Source organism: Streptomyces sp. NPDC005485 (assembly GCF_040606085.1).
Taxonomy (GTDB): Bacteria; Actinomycetota; Actinomycetes; order Streptomycetales; family Streptomycetaceae; genus Streptomyces.
The window spans coordinates 18,512-36,591 of sequence record NZ_JBEXDZ010000089.1 but is presented as its reverse complement, the minus strand read 5'-3'; the positions used below and the strand labels follow the sequence as shown (position 1 = coordinate 36,591).

Here is an 18,080-nt window from a genome sequence, read left to right as displayed (position 1 = left end):
GAGGCCCGCCCCCGCCCCCACATCCGGGAGCCGCACCCGCACGGGGTGCGGCTCGGAGCTCAGGACCTGCTCACACGCAGGCTCTCAGGCGCCGCGCCGCACCTCGAAGTGATCGATGCGCTCCCCGCTCTGCGCGAGCGCCGACACCTTCAGCTTCGGTGCCGTACCGGCCTCCGCCTCCACCGAGAGGAAGGAGAAGCCGGTGTACCGCACCCGCGACCACTCCACCGTCTCCGCCTTCATCTGCCGCGACTTCGTCCAGTGGTACGTCGCGACGGACTCGCGGCGATGGACATGCCCCTCGTAGCTGTCCTTGACGCCCGAGGGGAACGAGTAGAGGTCCTTGCCGCCGCCGCCCGCGGTGACGTACACGATCCCGTCCCGGGTCGGATCCGTCGACCCGCCCACCGGCACCGGCCTTCCGACCTCGCCGTTCCTGATCGCGTCGGTCCGCTCGTACACATGGTTGTGCCCGTTGATCACCAGGTCCACCTGGTGCTTCGCGAAGAGCGGCAGCCACTCGGCGCGCACCCCGCCGTCGGACGCGTGGGAGGACGTCGAGTAGGCACAGTGGTGGAAGAAGACGACCACGAAGTCCACCGCCTTCGCCGCCCGCAGATCACCCAGCGTCCGGTCCAGCCACTTCGTCTGCTTGCCGCCCGTGTAGCCCCGGTTGGCGGGAATCTCGTACGACACGTCGTTGGCGTCCAGCGCCACGAAACCGACGTTGCCGTAGGTGAACGCGTACACGCCGGGCGCCTTGTGCGGGTCGAAGCCGCTGTCCGGGAGCGACCAGCGGGCGAGCTGGCCGCCGTAGCCCTCCGGTGAGTACCAGGCCTCCATGTCGTGGTTGCCGGTGGTCACCATCCACGGCACGGACTTCGCCACCGACTCGTTCTGCTTGAGGAACAGGTCCCAGAACCCGGCGTCGTACGAGTCCGACTTCTTGCCCTGGCCGGTCGGGTCCGCGTAGCAGATGTCCCCCGCATGCAGGTGGAAGGCGGGCTTCCGGCGCAGCAGCACATGGTCGTTGGCTGCCGCGGCCGGGCTGACGCCCTGGTCGCCGAAGGCGGTGAAGGTGAACTTCTCCGGGTGCGCCGGTGCCGTGCGGAAGGAGCCGATGGTCGACCTGTGCTGCGGCGAGGCGGGGTCGAAGCCGTCATGGCCGACGCCGTAGTAGTACGTCGTCCCGGGCTTCAGGCCGTCCAGGGCCGCGTGCAGGTAGTACTGCTCGACGGCCAGGCGTACGCCCGTCAGCCCCGGGGTGTGCAGGTCGCGGACCTCGGCCTCGATCTTCCGACTCAGCTCCTCGGGCCGGAGCCCGATCCGCACATACGGCCGCTTCACCGCGAACGGCACCTGCCAGGAGATCCGCATCCGCGTCCTGGGGTCGGCGCCGAAGGCGAGATGGCGGCCGAAGGGAGTGACGGCGGAGCCCGCGACCCGGGTCGTGGCGGTCGCGGTGGGTGCGGCGGAACGGCTCGTGGTCACGGTGCCCGAACCGGAGCAGCCGGTCAGCAGCCCGCCCGCCACCATGCCCGCCGTCACCAGCGTGCGCCGCCGCGACAGCTTCGTCCGCAGGTACTCGTGCTGCTCGGCCATGCTCATCCCGCGCGCGAGCTGCTCCGGGATGCCGAAGTCGGGGGTCTCCATGAAGGTGAACTTCCCAGCGAACCCCAACAGCGGTCCTGCGTACGGGTGAACGGCAGTCGACGGCATGGCGTCGCACCTCCCTGTCGTGTCCGTATGGCGGACGGTCCGTGTCATCCCATGGGACAAGGAGTACGGTGCCGTCATGTCTCGCAGCATCAATCTCGCAGTGATTCCCGGTGACGGCATCGGCCAGGAGGTCGTGGCCGAAGGCCTGAAGATCCTCTCCGCCGTCCTTCCTCAGGATGTGAAGCTGGAGACCAAGGAGTACGACTTCGGCGCCAAGCGGTACCACGCCACCGGTGAGACCCTCACCGAAGCCGACGCGGACGCGCTCAAGAAGCACGACGCCATCCTCCTCGGCGCCATCGGCGACCCGTCGGTGCCGTCCGGTGTGCTGGAGCGCGGCTTCCTGCTGAAGCTCCGCTTTCTCTTCGACCACCACGTCAATCTGCGTCCGTCGAAGCTCCTTCCGGGTGTCGCCACGCCGCTGGCCGGCCAGCCGGAGATCGACTTCGTCGTCGTACGCGAAGGCACCGAGGGCCCCTACACGGGCAACGGCGGCACCATCCGCAAGGGCACCGAGCACGAGGTCGCCACCGAGGTCTCCGTCAACACCGCGTTCGGTGTGGAGCGTGTGGTCCGTGACGCGTTCGCCCGCGCCCAGGCCCGCCCGCGCAAGAAGCTCGCGCTGATCCACAAGAACAACGTGCTGACCTTCGCCGGTCACCTGTGGACCAACATCTTCAACAAGGTGGCCGAGGAGTTCCCCGAGGTCACCACCGAGTACATGCACGTGGACGCGGCGACGATCTACCTCGTCACGCAGCCCGAGCGCTTCGACGTGATCGTCACCGACAACCTCTTCGGCGACATCATCACCGACCTCGCCGCGGCCGTCTCCGGCGGCATCGGCGTCGCCGCCTCCGGGAACATCAACCCGAGCGGCGACTTCCCGTCGATGTTCGAGCCCGTGCACGGCTCGGCGCCCGACATCGCCGGCCAGGGCAAGGCCGACCCGTCGGCCACCGTCCTGTCCGTCGCCCTCCTGCTGCGCCACCTCGGCTACGAGACCGAGGCCGCCCGCATCGAGGACGCCGTCGCCGCCGACCTCGCCGAGCGCGTGGGCAAGCCCGCCCGCAGCACCGCGGAAATCGGCGACGCGCTCGCGGTACGAGTAGCCGGCTGACCCCGCGCGCTCCGCAAAGCCGCCGGGTAGCTTCCGCACCCGGCGGCTTTTCCTGTGCCTCTCCGGGTGCCACCATCAACCACTGGGCCGCATTCACATCGTTTTCGTCCATGGCTGCGCACGCGTGATAATCGAACGTGGAGCCGCGGAATGAGGGAATGCTCGGACGTCCTAGCACTGGTCGTCCTGTGCCGTATGAGCAAGGCGGCCCGTCACAACACAAACCGGTGAAGGACAACCACTCATGACGACGCCCACGATCGAGCTCAAGCCTTCCTCCAGCCCGCTGTCCGACGCGGAGCGCGAGGCGATCCTGGCCAGCCCCGGCTTCGGCCGCCACTTCACCGACCACATGGTGACGATCCGGTGGACGGAGGGCCGCGGCTGGCACGACGGACAGCTCGTTCCCTACGGGCCGCTCTCCCTCGACCCGGCGAACATGACCCTGCACTACGCGCAGGAGATCTTCGAGGGCCTCAAGGCGTACCGGCAGCCCGACGGCTCCGTCGCCACCTTCCGCCCCGAGATGAACGGCCGGCGCTTCCAGCGGTCCGCGCGCCGCCTCGGGATGCCGGAGCTGCCCGTCGAGACGTTCATCGAGGCGTGCGACGCGCTGGTCCGGCAGGACCGGGCGTGGGTCCCGGCGCACGGCGGCGAGGAGTCCCTCTACCTGCGCCCCTTCATGATCGCGACCGAGGTCGGCCTGGGCGTGAAGCCCGCCAACGAGTACCTGTTCCTGGTCATCGCCTCGCCCGCCGGCGCGTACTTCGCGGGCGGCGTGAAGCCCGTCTCCATCTGGCTCTCCGAGGACCGGGTGCGTGCCGTCCCCGGCGGCATGGGCGACGCCAAGACCGGCGGCAACTACGCGGCCTCCCTGCTCGCGCAGGCCGAGGCCGCCGCGAAGGGCTGCGACCAGGTCGCCTACCTCGACGCCGTGGAGCACAAGTGGGTCGAGGAACTCGGCGGCATGAACCTGTACTTCGTGTACGGCGACAAAATCGTCACCCCCGAGCTGACCGGTTCGCTGCTCGCGGGCGTCACCCGTGACTCGCTCCTGACCGTCGCCCGCGACCTCGGCTACGAGTCCGAGGAGGGCCGTGTCTCCATCGACCAGTGGCAGGCCGACACGGAGAACGGCACCCTCACCGAGGTCTTCGCCTGCGGTACGGCCGCGGTGATCACCCCCGTCGGCACCGTCAAGCGCACCGGCACCGAGTGGCAGCAGTCGGGCGGCGAGCCCGGCCAGGTCACCCTGAAGCTGCGCGAGGCCCTGCTGGACATCCAGCGCGGCACCCGCGAGGACAAGCACGGCTGGATGCACCCGCTGGGCTAGGGGGTGTTTGAAAGTCCCGCACAGCACCCACGGCGCCCGGCACGCACCCTCGCCGCACCGGCCGAAGCCCCAAGTACGTCCAGTACGAGGGCCTTCGTCCGGCACGCCGAGGGCACGCACCGAACACCGCGGGCACCGCACAGGACTTTCAAAACACCCCCTAGTCCGCGCGTCAACTGACCCGTTCGGCCCGGTGCTTGACCCCGCGCAGGCGCACCTCCGCGGGGAGGGCGGCGAGGCCGGCCGAGTCCCGCGCGTGGGCGAGGGCTTCCGTGGTCAGCAGGTGCAGAGCCCGGCCGGGGTCCACGTGGGGCTCCAGCAGGAGCTGCACCCGGGCCTCGGGGGTGCTGCGCCGCCCGGTCAGCAGAACCTGCGCCCGCTGGACGCCGTCCGCCCGGCCCGCCTCGTCGGCGAGTACGCCCTCCAGGGCCCGTCCGCGCAGCAGGGCGCCCTCGCCGTCGCCGGTGTCGACGAGCACCTCCGCGAGCCGTCGCCGGCGCAGCACCGCGGTCAGCCACCACAGGGCGAGCAGCACGCAGAGGGCGAGTACGCCGATGACGGTCGGCCACCACCAGCCGTCGTCCCGCCAGCGGGCGCGGGCGGTGTCGCTCAGCAGCACGTCGTGCCGCCCGTCGTGGATCCACCAGGACGGCGGCTTCAGGCCGAGTCCCACGGCGAGCACGGAGCCGCCGAGCAGGACGAGGACCAGCCCTGCGAACCCGAGCAGGACGCGGTTGACGATCCTGAGCATCACGCTCACCCCTTCCGGCGCGGACGCCCGACATGCACCGACAGGGCGGGCTGCCGGGACAGCCCGAGCCCCCGGATGCCGTCGGCGAGCGTGGCGTCCAGGTCGGCGCGTACGTCGTCGAGTTCACGGAAGTGCGAGACCGCGCGGACGTCGACCCGGGTGCGTCCCATCCGGACCCGGACCGACTGGACTCCGGAGACCTCCATGGCCCGGTCGCGCAGCGCGGTCGCCGCGGCGCCGCGGTGCAGTCCGGCCCGTACGTCGGCGTGGGCGCGCCGCATGGGCAGGACGTCACGCAGTCCGGGGGTGGCCGCGAGCACGAGCAGCCAGAGGCCGAGGGCGGTCGCGCCTGCGGCCCCGACGAGCACCCAGGTGTCGTCGAGGGGGCGCTCGGCGAGCTGCCGGGCGAGGCTCCGGCGCCACTGCATGGCGGGCCGGTGGGCGCGGACGGCGGCGATGTCGTAGAGCAGGAGGCCCGCGCCGGACAGGATCAGCAGCGCGAGGATCCCGGCGGGGACACGGCGCGCCGACCAGAACCGGCCCTCGCCGTCGTCCTCGTCGTCCGCGGTCGGCAGCGGTTCGTACGCCGCCGCGGAGGCCGACTGGCCGAGTTCGTTCTCGGCCGTCTTCTCCAGGACGGGCAGCCACTGTGTGCTGCTCTCGGACGGGTCCTCGGAGCCCTGGGGCTCGGTCATCGCGCCCTCCCCTCTGCCGCGCCGGGTGCCGCTCTCAGGTGCAGCCGCTCCACGTGAACGGCCACCTCCGGGACTTCCATCCCCGCCAACGCCTTTACCCGCTCGGTCACTTGGCGACGCACCGCGTTGCATCGGCCACCGATGTCGGAGGGGTAGCCGAGTTCGACGCTGACGCGGACGCGGGCACTTTCGTGGCGCACGACGACGGTGGCGTGCGGGGGCACGGCGCCGGGGGGCAGCACGTCGAGCGCCTCCCGGGCCGCCTGCGAGGCGATCTTGGCGACGACGCGGTCGGCGATGCGGGTCGCACCGCGTTCGGCCGCGGCGACGGCCGGCGGGGGCCGACGGGTCTCACCGAGCCGATCGGTCACGGGCGTCACCGGCGCCGGTCGTCGCGGGTGCGGAAGAAGTCACCGACGTCCAGGTCCCCCTCCAGGAACCGTCCGACGACGAAGCCGATGGCGCCCAGCGCGGCCACCAGCAGGAAGGCCCCGAATCCGCCGAAGTAGCCGGCGAAGCCCAGCGCCATTCCGGCGATCATGCCGATCACGGCTGTGCTCATGGTGCGCTCCTCAGCGGTTCGGTGGCCGGGGTGTCACTGGAGCCGGGACTCGGGCTCGTCGTCCTCCTCGTCCGGCAGCTTCACGTCGCTGACGGCGATGTTCACCTCGACGACTTCGAGGCCCGTCATGCGCTCCACGGCCGCGATCACGTTCTCCCGTACGGCCTGGGCGACATCCGCGATGGACACCCCGTAGTCGACGACGATCTCCAGGTCGAGCGCGGTCTGCAGCTCGCCGACCTCGACCTTGACACCCCGGGTGACGGATTTCGAGCCGCCGGGCACCCTGTCGCGCACCGCTCCGAAGGTCCGGCTCAGTCCGCTGCCCATCGCATGGACGCCGAGGACGTCACGGGCGGCCAGCCCTGCGATCTTCTCCACGACACCGTCGGCGATCGTGGTCCGTCCCCGGGTGGCGGGATCGCCTCCGCCACGCCTGGTGGGCTTACGGGTCCCCAGCGGTTCCGCCGTCTCGCCCTCAGGAGTCTCCGGTCGCTTTCGTTCGGTCATGTCGGTCATCGCCGTGCGTCCCTTCCGGTCGTCTCCGGTTGTCTCCTTTGCCCACACTAAGTGGGGTTGCCCCGCCGCGCGCCGGGGATGCGGCAGGCTGGAGGAATGACGGCGGATCAGTGGGCGCACGCGGTGCGGCGGCAGCTCGGGCTCGGCAGGGTTCTGCCCCTCGGTGGAGCGGGCGACGGCGCGTGGATCACGGAGGAGGCGGCCGGGGCGGTGCTGCGGCGCGCGGCGGCCGCTGTGCGCGGTGTGCGGCTCGGCGCGCTGCGGATCGCCCTCGCCGATCCGGCGGACACCACCTCCGCCGTCGTACCGCCGCCTCCGAGCGCGCTGCCGTCGGGCCCGCTGCGCCTCGGCGCGGAGTTCGCGGCCTCGGCCGACCCCACGGCTGCGGGGGCCGAGCCGCTCCCGGCGACCGCGGCCAGGCTCCGCGCCGCCCTCGCCGCGGCGGCGACGGAGCGGCTGGGCCTGACGGTCACGGACGTGGACCTGGGGGTGACCGGGCTGCTGGACCGCGAAGAACCCGTCGTCACCGGCGCGGACGAGAAGCCGGCGACGCCGCCCGGGCGCGCACCGGAGGGCATCGCGGACACCGACGAGTCCCGGGTGGCCGCCGCCGCGCTCTCCGTCCCGGGCGTGACGCGCCTGACCGGCGTCCTGGGCGGCCCCGGCCGTGCCGTGCACATCGAGGACCGCCCCGGCCGGGAAGCCGCTCTGCCGCGTCGGCACGTCCGCGTCGAGCTGGCGGTCGCACCCCACCTGCGCACCCTTGACGTGACGCGCGAGGTCCGCATGGCGGTCACCGCCGCCCTGCCGGACCACCCGACGGTGGCGGTGCTGGTGACGGCGGTGGAGTAGGGCCCTGCGACCGGGCTGCGTGCTGTTTCGGGCTGATCGCCCTATTCGCCGACGCCGGCCAGGTCGCGCAGTCGCCGTGCCTGGGCGGCGCGCTCGGCCGTGCGCTGCTCCTCATAGGTGCGGTCCTGGGCGCCGCGCAGAAGTGCCTTCGTCTCGATGACCGCGTCGCGGGGCGCGGCGAGCAGCGCGGACGCCAGATCGCGTACGGCGTCGTCGAGCTGGTCGGCGGGCACGGACAGGTTGGCCAGGCCGGTGCGCTCGGCCTCCTCGGCCTGGACGAAGCGGCCTGTCGCGCAGATTTCGAGCGCGCGGGCATACCCCACGAGACCCACCAGAGGATGCGTGCCCGTGAGGTCGGGGACGAGACCCAGGCTGGTCTCGCGCATGGCGAACTGCACGTCGTCGGCGACGACGCGCAGGTCGCAGGCGAGCGCGAGCTGGAAGCCCGCGCCGATGGCATGCCCCTGCACGGCGGCGATGGACACGACGTCGCTGCGCCGCCACCAGGTGAACGCCTCCTGGTACTCGGCGATGGTCGCGTCGAGCTCACCGTCGGAGCCACGCGCGAGGTCGATGAACGACGGTTCGCCGTCGAAGCCCTCGGGCGTGAACGCCTGTCGGTCGAGCCCCGCGGAGAACGACTTGCCCTCCGCGCGCAGCACCACGACACGGACGGTGCCCGGCAGCAGCCTCCCGGCCTCCGCCAACGCCCGCCACAGCGCGGGACTCTGAGCGTTGCGTTTGTCCGGGTTGGCCAGCGTCACCGTGGCGATCGTCTCGTCGACGGTGAGCCGTACGCCGTCCTTGTCGAGTACCGGACCGAGGTCCGTGCCGAACGAAGCCATGGGGCGCCTCCGATGGGTGCGGTCAGAGTGGATCCCGTACGACCTGCCTCACGGCATGCCGTACGAGGAAATCCTTAAGTGACTGCACAGTAACCACCCGGTCGGTCAGCCGACCGACCGGGTGGTCACCACCGAAGCCGATGGGGACGCCCGGCCTCAGGCCGAGGCGGCCTTCTTACCCCGTGTCGCGCCGCCACGCCCTCGGAGCGTGACGCCCGACTCGCTGAGCATCCGGTGCACAAAGCCATACGAGCGGCCGGTTTCTTCGGCCAGCGCCCGGATGCTCGCACCGGAGTCGTACTTCTTCTTCAGGTCTGCCGCGAGCTTGTCGCGCGCGGCGCCGGTTACCCGGCTGCCCTTCTTCAGAGTCTCGGCCACCCGTGCCTCCTCATGGGAAGTGCGCTCTGGACTTCTCATGATCACCCCTCCCGGCCTTCATGGCCACCCATTCGGCAAGGTCCGTAAGACAAGGTTTTGACGACAGGAGCCGGTCCCCACAACCGGAATACGATCTTCCGGGCAGTCGTGTCCGTACGGCCGAACGGGTAGTTCCACGAAACAGCAGGTCAGCGACGCGCGACGGCCGAGCCCTTGGCAACAAAGGGCTCGGCCGCGAATTCGATGTAGGACACACCTCGGTACGAGGAGATCTCACACAGATGATGGATCACGGATCGGCCGAATGATCCATACGCAGTGGATCAGTCATTCGATCAAGAAGGGACGACTCCTGAAGTGACCCCTTACAAGTGCGCGCTCAGGCGAGGGCGACCAGGTCGGCGTAGTCGGCGCCCCACAGGTCCTCGACGCCGTCGGGCAGCAGGATGATGCGCTCCGGCTGGAGCGCCTCGACGGCGCCCTCGTCGTGGGTGACGAGGACGACGGCGCCCTTGTAGGTGCGCAGTGCGCCGAGGATCTCCTCACGGCTGGCCGGGTCGAGGTTGTTCGTCGGCTCGTCGAGGAGGAGGACGTTCGCCGAGGAGACCACGAGGGTCGCGAGGGCGAGACGGGTCTTCTCGCCGCCGGAGAGGACCCCGGCGGGCTTGTCGACGTCGTCCCCGGAGAACAGGAACGAGCCGAGCGTCTTGCGGACCTCGACCAGATCCAGGTCGGGAGCGGCGGAGCGCATGTTCTCCAGGACCGTGCGCTCGGGGTCGAGCGTCTCGTGCTCCTGCGCGTAGTAGCCGAGCTTGAGGCCGTGGCCCTCGACGACCTCACCGGTGTCGGGCGTCTCCACGCCACCGAGGAGCCGCAGGAGGGTCGTCTTGCCGGCGCCGTTCAGGCCGAGGATGACGACGCGGGAGCCCTTGTCGATGGCCAGGTCGACGTCGGTGAAGATCTCCAGGGAGCCGTACGACTTCGACAGACCCTCGGCCATCAGCGGGGTCTTGCCGCAGGGCGAGGGCTCGGGGAAGCGGAGCTTGGCGACCTTGTCCTGCTGGCGCACCGCGTCGAGGCCCGCGAGCAGCCGGTCGGCGCGCTTGGCCATGTTCTGCGCGGCGACCGTCTTGGTGGCCTTGGCGCGCATCTTGTCGGCCTGCGAGTGCAGGGCGGCGGCCTTCTTCTCGGCGTTCTGCCGCTCACGCTTGCGGCGCTTCTCGTCGGCCTCGCGCTGCTGCTGGTACAGCTTCCAGCCCATGTTGTAGACGTCGATCTGCGCGCGGTTGGCGTCCAGATAGAAGACCTTGTTGACGACCGTCTCGACGAGGTCGACGTCGTGGGAGATCACGATGAAGCCGCCGCGGTAGGTCTTCAGGTAGTCGCGCAGCCAGACGATCGAGTCGGCGTCGAGGTGGTTGGTGGGCTCGTCGAGGAGCAGGGTGTCCGCATCCGAGAACAGGATGCGGGCCAGCTCGATACGGCGGCGCTGACCACCGGAGAGCGTGTGCAGGGGCTGGCCGAGCACCCGGTCGGGCAGGTTGAGCGCGGCGGCGATGGTGGCGGCCTCGGCCTCGGCGGAGTAACCGCCCTTGGTGAGGAACTCCGTCTCCTGGCGCTCGTACTGCCGAAGGGCCTTCTCCCGGGTGGCGCCGCTGCCGTTCGCGATGCGCTGCTCGTTCTCGCGCATCTTACGGATCAGGGTGTCCAGGCCGCGGGCGGAGAGGACGCGGTCGCGGGCGAGTACGTCGAGGTCGCCGGTGCGCGGGTCCTGCGGGAGGTAGCCGACCTCGCCGGAGCGGGTGACGGCGCCGGCGGCCGGCTGGCCCTGACCTGCGAGAACCTTGGTGAGGGTGGTCTTGCCCGCGCCGTTGCGGCCGACCAGGCCGATGCGGTCGCCCTTCGTGATGCGGAAGGTGGCGGACTCGATGAGGATGCGGGCGCCGGCACGCAGCTCGATACCGGAGGCGGAGATCACGGACAGACTCCAGGGCAGGGTCGTTGGCGGGGTGGACGGCTGAGGACGTTCCCGCCGTCTAATGCGCGAGGAGAATGGCCATGGGCCAAGTCTAACGGGGCCGTGCAACCACTTTTCCTGCGTGCGGGCGTCCGGCACTGTGATGCTCGCCCCGCAGCGCGCCGGACGTCGGGGCCTGCGCCCGGCGCCCGGCTCCGACCCAGCCGGGGATCCCCTTCGGCTCCCAGGAGCGTTGTCAGTGGCCGGTGCAAGACTGTGGAGCAGCTCACATTCCGGCCGCGAGACGAGAGGAAGTGATCGGTATGGCAGGCACGCACGGCGCACGACCGAGCATCTACCCGTCGCTGCTGTACGCGAACGCCAAGGCGGCGATCACGCAGCTGACCGAGGCCTTCGGCTTCACCGAGCTGTCCGTGTACGAGAGCGAGGACGGCACGGTGCTGCACGCCGAGCTGGTGCAGGGCAACGGCGCGGTCATGCTCGGTTCGAAGGGCCGGGGCGGCCGGTTCGACGAGGCGATGAAGAACGCGGGCCCCTGCGGGATCTACATCGTCGTGGACGACGTCGACGCCCACCACCAGTGCGCCGTGGACCACGGCGCGGAGATCCTGATGCCCCCGACGGACCAGGACTACGGCTCGCGGGACTACATGGCCCGGGACGCCGAGGGCAACATATGGAGCTTCGGCACGTACGCCCCCGAGATAGGGAGCTGACGCACCGGGGTTCAGCTCCCTCCGGTGTGCACCTGGAAGGCGGCACGGCGTACGGCCTTGGCCAGCGCCGGGTCGGGGTGGGCGGCGGCGAGCGCGACCAGGACCTGCACGGTGCGGGGGTGACCGACGGCGCGCACCTCGTCGAGGAGGGCGGGCACGGTGGGCTGGACCGCGGACTCCAGATGCCGTACGAGCAGCGGCGCCTCGCCGTGGTCGGCGACGGCCGCGGCGGTGTCGACCCACAGCCAGGTGGCCTCGTCGCGGGTGAGGACCTCGTGGGCGTCCTCGGGGTCGTGCCCGTCGTGCTCGGCGAGCCAGAGCAGGGCGTAGGGGCGCAGCGAGGTCTCCTCGGCGGCGGCGCTCACATCGGGCTCGGCGGGGGCGCCGACCACGCGCAGCGCCTCGAAGGCGAGGCCCCGGCTGAGGGCGTCGTCGCCCCGGGCGGCGTCGAGGAGTTCGGTGACCGCGCCGCCGACGGGGCGGGCGGCGAGCCAGGCGCGGTACTCGGCACGGGCCGCGTTCGGGCGCAGCTGGGCGCAGCCGCGGAGCATGTCCTCGGCGGACGCCTCGATGTTCCCGGCGGGGCTCTGCGCGGCCACGCAGATCTGCTCCAGCTTGACCCAGACCGCCCAGCTGCCGAGCGGGGTGAGCGTGGCCTGTCCGTCGGCGCAGGTGAGTGCGCCCACCGAGGCGAGGGCGTGCAGGGCCCAGGCGAGGAGGGGGGCGAGCGGGGTGTCGGTCACCTGGTCCGCGGTGGCCGCCGGTTCGGGCTCGGGGCCGTAGGGGACCTCGCAGCGCTCGGTGCGCAGTTCGGTGACGCGTTGTTCGAGGAGGTCGAGGAGTTGCTCCACGGGGACGGGCCCCGCGGAGAGCTGAAGGAAGGAGAGCACCTGGGGCATCGCGGAGACGACCTCGGCGACGGCCGCGGGTTCGCGGTCCGCCGGCTCCGGATAGGCGAGCGACCAGGCGTCGAAGAGGGCGACCCAGCCGCGCAGTACGGCGCTGTCGTCACGGTTCCAGGCGCGCAGCCGCCAGCCGGGGCGGGCGCTGTCGCCGTGCACCTCGACGAGGCCCGCGAGGCGGGCGGTGTCCCAGTCAGCGCGGACCTGAGCCGGGGTCAGCCCCAGGTCCTCGGCGGCCCGTTGGGCGGTGGCATCGGAGAGGGAGCCCTTGCCGTCGGGCGCCGCACCGTCTCGCCCGGGGCGGAGTGCGGCGTCGGCCCAGCGGGCGACGCGGGCCGCGCCGGCCAGGCCGGTGCGTGCCATGCGGGCCAGTTCCGAGGGGGCCGGGGTGCCCTCGGGGGGCCGGGGTGCGGGCCGGCGCGAGCGGCGCTGGGTCACCGCTCGGGGGACGGCGGCCAGGGGCCGTGGGCCGACGAGTCGGAGCCTGGAGTCGCGCGGGTTACGGGACGTCACAGGTGCAGTCTTCCGGTTGACAGTGCGAAAACCCAAACGGAATGCCTCGGCGGGCGACGGGGCCGGTGGACACACCGGGCCAACCGGGCGCTCGACACGAGTGAGCGATCAGTTGACCGAGCCACAACCGGAAGGAGCCGAGGGCTTCGGCGGCCCGGCCTGGGCGGGGTCGCCCGGGACGTCTGCGTCGGACGTCTACATCAAGGGGATGAGGAAGCGGCGCAGGGCTTCCTCGTAGCCGGCGGGGTCGGCGTTCCACATGGCACCGTGCGGGGCGCGCGGGACGGTGTGCAGGCTGACCAGGTTCGGGCGCATCGCGGCGAGCCGTCGGGAGGGTCCCCAGGGAGCGATCGTGTCGTCGGGGCCGTGCAGCACCAGGGTCGGCAGGTTGATGCGAGCGGGGTCGGCGGCCTCGTGGATGCGGTCGCCGTACAGGCCCGTGCGGCCCTGGGCCGCGCGGACCGCGAGGGGCAGCAGGGCGCTGGGGGTGCGGCGGGCCGTGGCGAGGGCGCGCAGCGTCGTCTCCCAGTCGAGGACGGGCGAGTCCAGCACGAGGCCGGAGATCCGCTCGCGCAGCGCGGAGTGCGAGGCGGCGCGCAGGGCCATGGTGGCGCCGGTGGACCAGCCGTACAGGACGACGTGGTCGGCTCCGTAGCGGACGGCGTAGCGGATCGCCGCGTCCAGGTCGCGCCACTCGGTCTCGCCGAGGTGGCCGAGGCCGTCCGGGGAGCGGGGTGCCCCGAGGTCGCCGCGGTAGGCGAGGTCGAGGACGGGGAAACGGTGGCGGTGCAGGAACTCCAGCACGTTCATGGGGTGTTCGCGGGTGGTGCCCAGGCCGTGCACCGTGATCACCCAGGTGTCCCGCAGGCCGGGCACGAACCAGGCGGGCAGGGCGCCGAGCTCACCCGGGACGTCGACGTCGGCGTGGTCGAGGCCGAGCGCGGTGCTCGGGTTGCCGATGTGCACGTTCGGGGTGAACCACACCTTGTCGCCGGGTTCCAGCGTGCCGTGGGTGACGCGTTGCAGTCGGCGTACGACGGTGTCGGCGGGGTGGGGGGCGGCGTTCAGGACGGGGCCGACGACCGCGTGGGAGCCGTCGCCGCCGAGGCCGTAGGTGCCCGGTCTCAGTGCGGCCAGGTCCCGGGTCAGGGAGATCCGGCCGGCGGCCGTGGCGTGCACGGTGAGCCGGGGTTCGGTGGGCAGCGGCCTGCCGGGCGGCGCCTTCAACGCGGCGTCGCTGGCGAACCGGCCCGCGGCGACGGAGGCTGCGCCCGCGGCCAGGGCAACGGTGACGGCCGCAGCCGTCGCTTTGACTGTGCGCACGGGTCCAGTCTCCTGGCGGAGCCCGCTACCGGCCAGCGGAACGACACGCTTGCGTCACCCTGCCCCTCCGCCGAGGCGGAACGGCGGGGCGGGTGGTGCGGGTGGTGCCCGGTGGGTGCGTGGGGTCTTCGCCTGACCGACCGGCGCGGATGCGGCCCCCCGCCTCTCGGAGATGGATGATGCCGTCGTGCGGTGAGCCGACGGTTATCCCGGCTGGCCGTAGCCCTTCATGCGTTCGCCGGCCTCCCGCAGTTGGGCCGGGGTCAGAAGGTGCGGGGAAAGGGTGGGGACCGAAGTGGCGAGAAGCCAGACCTGGCACATCCAGTCGAGTTGGGCGGTGCGGTCGTAGGCCTGGGCGAGGGTGGTGCCGTAGGCGATCGTGCCGTGGTTCTGGAGGAGGCAGGCGGTGCGGTCGGTGAGAGCCCGGAGCATGTTCTCGGCCAACTCCGGGGTGCCGTATGTCGCATACGGGGCAACCCGGACGGGGCCGCCGAGGGCGCCCGCCATGTAGTGGATCAGCGGAAGCTCCTGTACCAGCGTCGAGACGGCCGTCGCGTGCGCGGCGTGGGTGTGGACGACGGCGCGCGCCTGGGTGGTGCGGTAAATCGCTAGGTGCATCGGGAGTTCGCTCGTCGCAACCAGCGAACCGAGCACCTGCCGGCCGTCGAGGTCGACCCCGACCACGTCCGCCGGCGTCAGCCGGTCGTACGGCACGCCCGTCGGCGTGACCAGGACCGTGTCACCGACCCGCACCGAGACGTTCCCCGACGTCCCGACGACCAGCCCCTCGGTCACCGTGCGGCGGGCCGTCGCGACCAGCTCGTCCCACGCCCGCGCGACCTCGCCGCCCGCCGCTCGCTCCTGCGCGCCCCGCCCGTCCCCTGCGTCCCGCCGCTGCTCAGCCATGCCGCGATCCTCCCAGGCGGCGCCCCCGACCCGGGGGCGGCGAGGGCACTTTAGGACGGAAGCCCAGCGTCCGTAAGGGCGCATATCCCCATACATCACCCTCCGCCAGTGATTGGCTGATGATCGACCGGCATTCAACGATCTTCGAGTAATCTCTGGGTGATTTGTCGCGCACGTCGCCATTCCGGGGGGAAATATGGCTCGTGATCACAAACCGTCCCGCCGTCACGCCCGCGTCATCGCGGCAACCGTGACGGCGCTCGCCGTCGGGGGGATCGCTCTCGCCGAGGTTCCGGCCTCGGCCGCGGGCAAGCCCAAGGGACACGACGTCTCGTCGCATCAGAAGACCGTCAACTGGCAGAGCGCCAAAGCGAAGGGCGCCCGCTTCGTCTACATCAAGGCGACCGAGGGCGGCACGTACCGCAATCCGCGCTTCGGCTCGCAGTACTCCGGGGCGCGCAACGCCGGCCTGCTGCGCGGCGCCTACCACTTCGCACTGCCGAACAAGTCGTCCGGCACCACCCAGGCGAAGCACTTCGTGCGCAACGGCGGCGGCTGGAGCGCGGACGGCCGGACGCTGCCACCCGCGCTCGACATCGAGTACAACCCGTACAGCAAGCACAAGTGCTACGGGCTGAGCAAGTCCGGCATGGTGCACTGGATCCACGCGTTCAGCAACGAGGTCAAGCGGGAGACCGGGCGCCGCCCGGTGATCTACACGACCACGCACTGGTGGAACACCTGCACCGGCGGCAGCCGCGCCTTCGCCGCGAACCACGCCCTCTGGCTCGCCCGCTACAACTCGGCGGACGCGGGATCACTGCCCGCGGGCTGGACGTACTGGACGTTCTGGCAGTACGACAACAGCGGCAGCCTGCCGGGTGACCAGAATCTCTTCAACGGCTCCATGGACCGGCTCAGGAAGTTCGCGAAGGGATAGCGGAACCCAATATTCCGCCTCAGTTCGAACCGTGCGCCATCCCTCCGACACATTCCGACACATCCGGAGGGATGGCACACCGAATTGAGTCACCCTGTGTCCCGTCTCAGTTCATCTTCCGTTCATCCAGGTTGCCTACGGTCCTCATGCCACTGACGTCCAACAGAAGCCTGGGTAAATGGAACACATCACGCTCCTCCTCGGAATCGTGATCGTCACCGCTCTCGTGTTCGATTTCACGAACGGTTTCCACGACACCGCCAACGCGATGGCCACCACCATCTCGACCGGCGCACTCAAGCCCAAGGTCGCGGTGGCCATGTCCGCCGCCCTCAACCTTGTCGGCGCGTTCCTTTCGGTGGAGGTCGCCAACACGATCTCCAAGGGCCTCGTCGACGAATCCGGCATCCGTCCGGAGGTCATATTCGCGGCGCTCGTCGGCGCCATCCTGTGGAACCTGGTGACCTGGCTCGTCGGGCTCCCCTCCAGTTCCTCGCACGCTCTGATGGGTGGCCTCATCGGCGCGACCATCGCCTCGGCCGGTACCGGCGCGGTGCACGGTGACGTCCTGGTCACCAAGGTGCTGCTGCCCGCCGTCGCCGCCCCGCTGGTCGCGGGCATCGCCGCGCTGATCGCCACCCGGCTGATGTACACGCTGGGCAGGAACGCGAACGGCAAGTCCACCGAGAAGGGCTTCCGCGCCGGTCAGATCGCCTCCGCGGGCCTGGTCTCGCTGGCCCACGGCACCAACGACGCGCAGAAGACGATGGGCATCATCACCCTGGCCCTGGTCGCCGGTGGCGCGATCGCTCCCGACTCCGACCCGCCGGTCTGGGTCATCCTCTCCGCCGGTCTCGCCATCGCGGCCGGCACCTCCCTGGGCGGCTGGCGCATCATCCGCACGATGGGCAAGGGCCTGACCGACCTCCAGCCGCAGCAGGGCTTCGCCGCCCAGACCAGCGCGGCCACGGTCATCCTGGCCTCCTCGCACATCGGCTTCTCCCTCTCCACCACGCACTCGGTCTCCGGCTCCGTGATGGGCGCGGGCCTGGGCCGCAAGGGAGGCGTGGTCCGCTGGTCCACCGCCACCCGGATGTTCGTCGCCTGGGCGCTGACCCTGCCGGCCGCCGCCCTCGTCGCCGCGCTCGCCGAGTGGGTGACCGGTTTCGGCGACTGGGGCACCGCGCTCGTCGCCGTCTTCCTCGTCGCCTCCTGTGCCGCGATCTGGAAGATCTCCCGCCGCCAGGTGATCGACCACACCAACGTCAACGCCGACACCGACACCGACGAGGAGCCCGCCGGTGTGGTGACCACGGCCATCGCCGCCGTCACCCCTCCCCCGGTCGGCACGGTGACCGACGACCTCACCGCCACCATCCCGTCCCCGGACGCGGAACCCACCCGCCCGGCCACGGTGTAAGGAACGAACAGCATGGACATCGACTGGGCAGCCCTCGGCTCCGTCTTCGGAGTCAGCCTCGTGGTCACCGTGGCCCTCGTCGGCCTCTTCACCCTCGGCATCGTCGGCCTCTCCAAGCAGGAGTCGGCCTCGGCCAAGGGCGATTCGGCCGCGCTCGCGGTCACCGGCGCCTACGCCTGCTTCGCGGCGTGCGCGGCGGCGGTGGCGTACGGGATCTACCTGATCGTCGCCTGACGACCGGACAGAAACACGTAAACCAGGCATCACTTCGGGTGGGGTGCGGGGACGCGACAGCGTCCCGCACCCCACCCGTATGTGGGCCTTCGCACACTCTCCCCTCGCAGGTCAACAGCGAGTTGACGGCTGTTCTCGGCCCGTGGTGGACTGCCGGAGCCATGTACGGCGGCAGAAGAGGAAGCCGGTGTGAATCCGGCGCGGTCCCGCCACTGTCACCGGGGTAGTAACCCCCGGGAGCCAGGAACTCTCACCGCCGGTCTCGTCGAACCAGGGCGTGGACACCCTGAGTGAGGACATATCGCCATGTGCGGCTGCCCGTTGCGGGTCCTGGACAGTACGGTGCCGGACGGTACGACGGTTCCGCCCTCCCT

Annotated in this window: 19 protein-coding genes and 1 riboswitch; of the genes, 7 read left to right on the top strand and 12 right to left on the bottom strand. The window is 71.2% G+C overall.

Translation table 11 applies throughout. The annotated features are described in order from the left end of the window. Window positions 1–84 precede the first annotated feature (84 nt). Window positions 85–1,653 (bottom strand): metallophosphoesterase family protein, encoded by a 1,569-nt coding sequence (locus ABZS97_RS26790; RefSeq protein ID WP_356141348.1) that lies wholly within the window; start codon window positions 1,651–1,653, stop codon window positions 85–87. 142 nt (window positions 1,654–1,795) lie between these two features. Here ABZS97_RS26790 and ABZS97_RS26785 point away from each other — a divergent pair, with 142 nt between their 5' ends. Both ABZS97_RS26785 and ABZS97_RS26780 read left to right on the top strand, forming a co-directional pair. Next, window positions 1,796–2,839: a 3-isopropylmalate dehydrogenase gene (locus tag ABZS97_RS26785; protein WP_356141342.1), complete on the top strand. Its 1,044-nt coding sequence runs from the start codon at window positions 1,796–1,798 to the stop codon at window positions 2,837–2,839. Window positions 2,840–3,083: 244 nt separating this feature from the next. After that, window positions 3,084–4,172 (top strand): branched-chain amino acid aminotransferase, encoded by a 1,089-nt coding sequence (locus ABZS97_RS26780; RefSeq protein ID WP_356141340.1) that lies wholly within the window; start codon window positions 3,084–3,086, stop codon window positions 4,170–4,172. 172 nt (window positions 4,173–4,344) lie between these two features. On the opposite strand, the gene amaP is transcribed toward ABZS97_RS26780, so the two are convergent. Genes amaP through ABZS97_RS26755 form a run of 5 tightly spaced genes read right to left on the bottom strand, consistent with a single transcriptional unit; the run spans window position 4,345 to window position 6,699 of the window. Then, window positions 4,345–4,923 carry an alkaline shock response membrane anchor protein AmaP gene (amaP, locus tag ABZS97_RS26775; RefSeq protein ID WP_356141346.1) on the bottom strand — a complete coding sequence of 193 codons (579 nt, stop codon included), beginning with the start codon at window positions 4,921–4,923 and terminating at the stop codon, window positions 4,345–4,347. A gap of 5 nt (window positions 4,924–4,928) precedes the next feature. After that, window positions 4,929–5,618 carry a DUF6286 domain-containing protein gene (locus ABZS97_RS26770; RefSeq protein ID WP_356141338.1) on the bottom strand — a complete coding sequence of 230 codons (690 nt, stop codon included), beginning with the start codon at window positions 5,616–5,618 and terminating at the stop codon, window positions 4,929–4,931. Further along, the gene (locus tag ABZS97_RS26765; RefSeq protein WP_356141336.1) at window positions 5,615–5,989 is read right to left on the bottom strand and encodes an Asp23/Gls24 family envelope stress response protein; all 375 of its coding nucleotides are present in this window, start codon (window positions 5,987–5,989) and stop codon (window positions 5,615–5,617) included. Before ABZS97_RS26765 ends, ABZS97_RS26770 begins: the two co-directional genes overlap by 4 nt. Window positions 5,990–5,994: 5 nt before the next feature. After that, window positions 5,995–6,180 carry a hypothetical protein gene (locus tag ABZS97_RS26760; protein ID WP_356141334.1) on the bottom strand — a complete coding sequence of 62 codons (186 nt, stop codon included), beginning with the start codon at window positions 6,178–6,180 and terminating at the stop codon, window positions 5,995–5,997. 33 nt (window positions 6,181–6,213) lie between these two features. Next, complete coding sequence (locus ABZS97_RS26755; protein WP_356141332.1) at window positions 6,214–6,699, bottom strand: Asp23/Gls24 family envelope stress response protein; 486 nt, start codon at window positions 6,697–6,699, stop codon at window positions 6,214–6,216. A 96-nt stretch (window positions 6,700–6,795) separates the two neighbouring features. Here ABZS97_RS26755 and ABZS97_RS26750 point away from each other — a divergent pair, with 96 nt between their 5' ends. Further along, window positions 6,796–7,551, top strand: a complete 756-nt coding sequence (locus ABZS97_RS26750; RefSeq protein WP_356141330.1) for a nucleopolyhedrovirus P10 family protein — start codon at window positions 6,796–6,798, stop codon at window positions 7,549–7,551. Between the two features lie 41 nt (window positions 7,552–7,592). Here the strand turns inward: ABZS97_RS26750 and ABZS97_RS26745 are convergent, their stop codons facing one another. The 3 genes from ABZS97_RS26745 to ABZS97_RS26735 form a co-directional block, all read right to left on the bottom strand. Further along, complete coding sequence (locus tag ABZS97_RS26745; RefSeq protein WP_356141328.1) at window positions 7,593–8,396, bottom strand: enoyl-CoA hydratase/isomerase family protein; 804 nt, start codon at window positions 8,394–8,396, stop codon at window positions 7,593–7,595. A 156-nt stretch (window positions 8,397–8,552) separates the two neighbouring features. Further along, entirely contained in the window at window positions 8,553–8,774 is a 222-nt protein-coding gene (locus ABZS97_RS26740; protein WP_006123601.1) for a helix-turn-helix domain-containing protein, read from the bottom strand. Window positions 8,775–9,153: 379 nt separating this feature from the next. Then, window positions 9,154–10,752 (bottom strand): ABC-F family ATP-binding cassette domain-containing protein, encoded by a 1,599-nt coding sequence (locus tag ABZS97_RS26735; RefSeq protein ID WP_356141326.1) that lies wholly within the window; start codon window positions 10,750–10,752, stop codon window positions 9,154–9,156. A 302-nt stretch (window positions 10,753–11,054) separates the two neighbouring features. Between ABZS97_RS26735 and ABZS97_RS26730 the strand changes: the two genes are divergently transcribed. After that, window positions 11,055–11,468 carry a VOC family protein gene (locus ABZS97_RS26730; RefSeq protein WP_356141324.1) on the top strand — a complete coding sequence of 138 codons (414 nt, stop codon included), beginning with the start codon at window positions 11,055–11,057 and terminating at the stop codon, window positions 11,466–11,468. A gap of 11 nt (window positions 11,469–11,479) precedes the next feature. Here the strand turns inward: ABZS97_RS26730 and ABZS97_RS26725 are convergent, their stop codons facing one another. The 3 genes from ABZS97_RS26725 to ABZS97_RS26715 form a co-directional block, all read right to left on the bottom strand. Next, window positions 11,480–12,883 carry a hypothetical protein gene (locus ABZS97_RS26725; RefSeq protein WP_356141322.1) on the bottom strand — a complete coding sequence of 468 codons (1,404 nt, stop codon included), beginning with the start codon at window positions 12,881–12,883 and terminating at the stop codon, window positions 11,480–11,482. Between the two features lie 195 nt (window positions 12,884–13,078). After that, the gene (locus tag ABZS97_RS26720; protein WP_356141320.1) at window positions 13,079–14,206 is read right to left on the bottom strand and encodes an alpha/beta fold hydrolase; all 1,128 of its coding nucleotides are present in this window, start codon (window positions 14,204–14,206) and stop codon (window positions 13,079–13,081) included. A gap of 204 nt (window positions 14,207–14,410) precedes the next feature. After that, window positions 14,411–15,112: a class II aldolase/adducin family protein gene (locus ABZS97_RS26715; protein WP_356141318.1), complete on the bottom strand. Its 702-nt coding sequence runs from the start codon at window positions 15,110–15,112 to the stop codon at window positions 14,411–14,413. Between the two features lie 196 nt (window positions 15,113–15,308). On the opposite strand from ABZS97_RS26715, the gene ABZS97_RS26710 reads away from it, so the two are divergent. The 3 genes from ABZS97_RS26710 to ABZS97_RS26700 all read left to right on the top strand — a co-directional run bounded on the left by ABZS97_RS26710 (window position 15,309) and on the right by ABZS97_RS26700 (window position 17,706). Beyond that, window positions 15,309–16,052 (top strand): lysozyme, encoded by a 744-nt coding sequence (locus ABZS97_RS26710; protein WP_356141316.1) that lies wholly within the window; start codon window positions 15,309–15,311, stop codon window positions 16,050–16,052. Between the two features lie 178 nt (window positions 16,053–16,230). Then, window positions 16,231–17,472, top strand: a complete 1,242-nt coding sequence (locus ABZS97_RS26705) for an inorganic phosphate transporter (RefSeq protein ID WP_356141314.1) — start codon at window positions 16,231–16,233, stop codon at window positions 17,470–17,472. A gap of 12 nt (window positions 17,473–17,484) precedes the next feature. Further along, a complete protein-coding gene (locus ABZS97_RS26700) occupies window positions 17,485–17,706 on the top strand; it encodes a hypothetical protein (protein WP_356141312.1) in 222 nt (73 codons plus the stop codon). A gap of 128 nt (window positions 17,707–17,834) precedes the next feature. Beyond that, a riboswitch (cobalamin riboswitch) is annotated at window positions 17,835–17,977 on the top strand. Window positions 17,978–18,080: the final 103 nt, after the last annotated feature.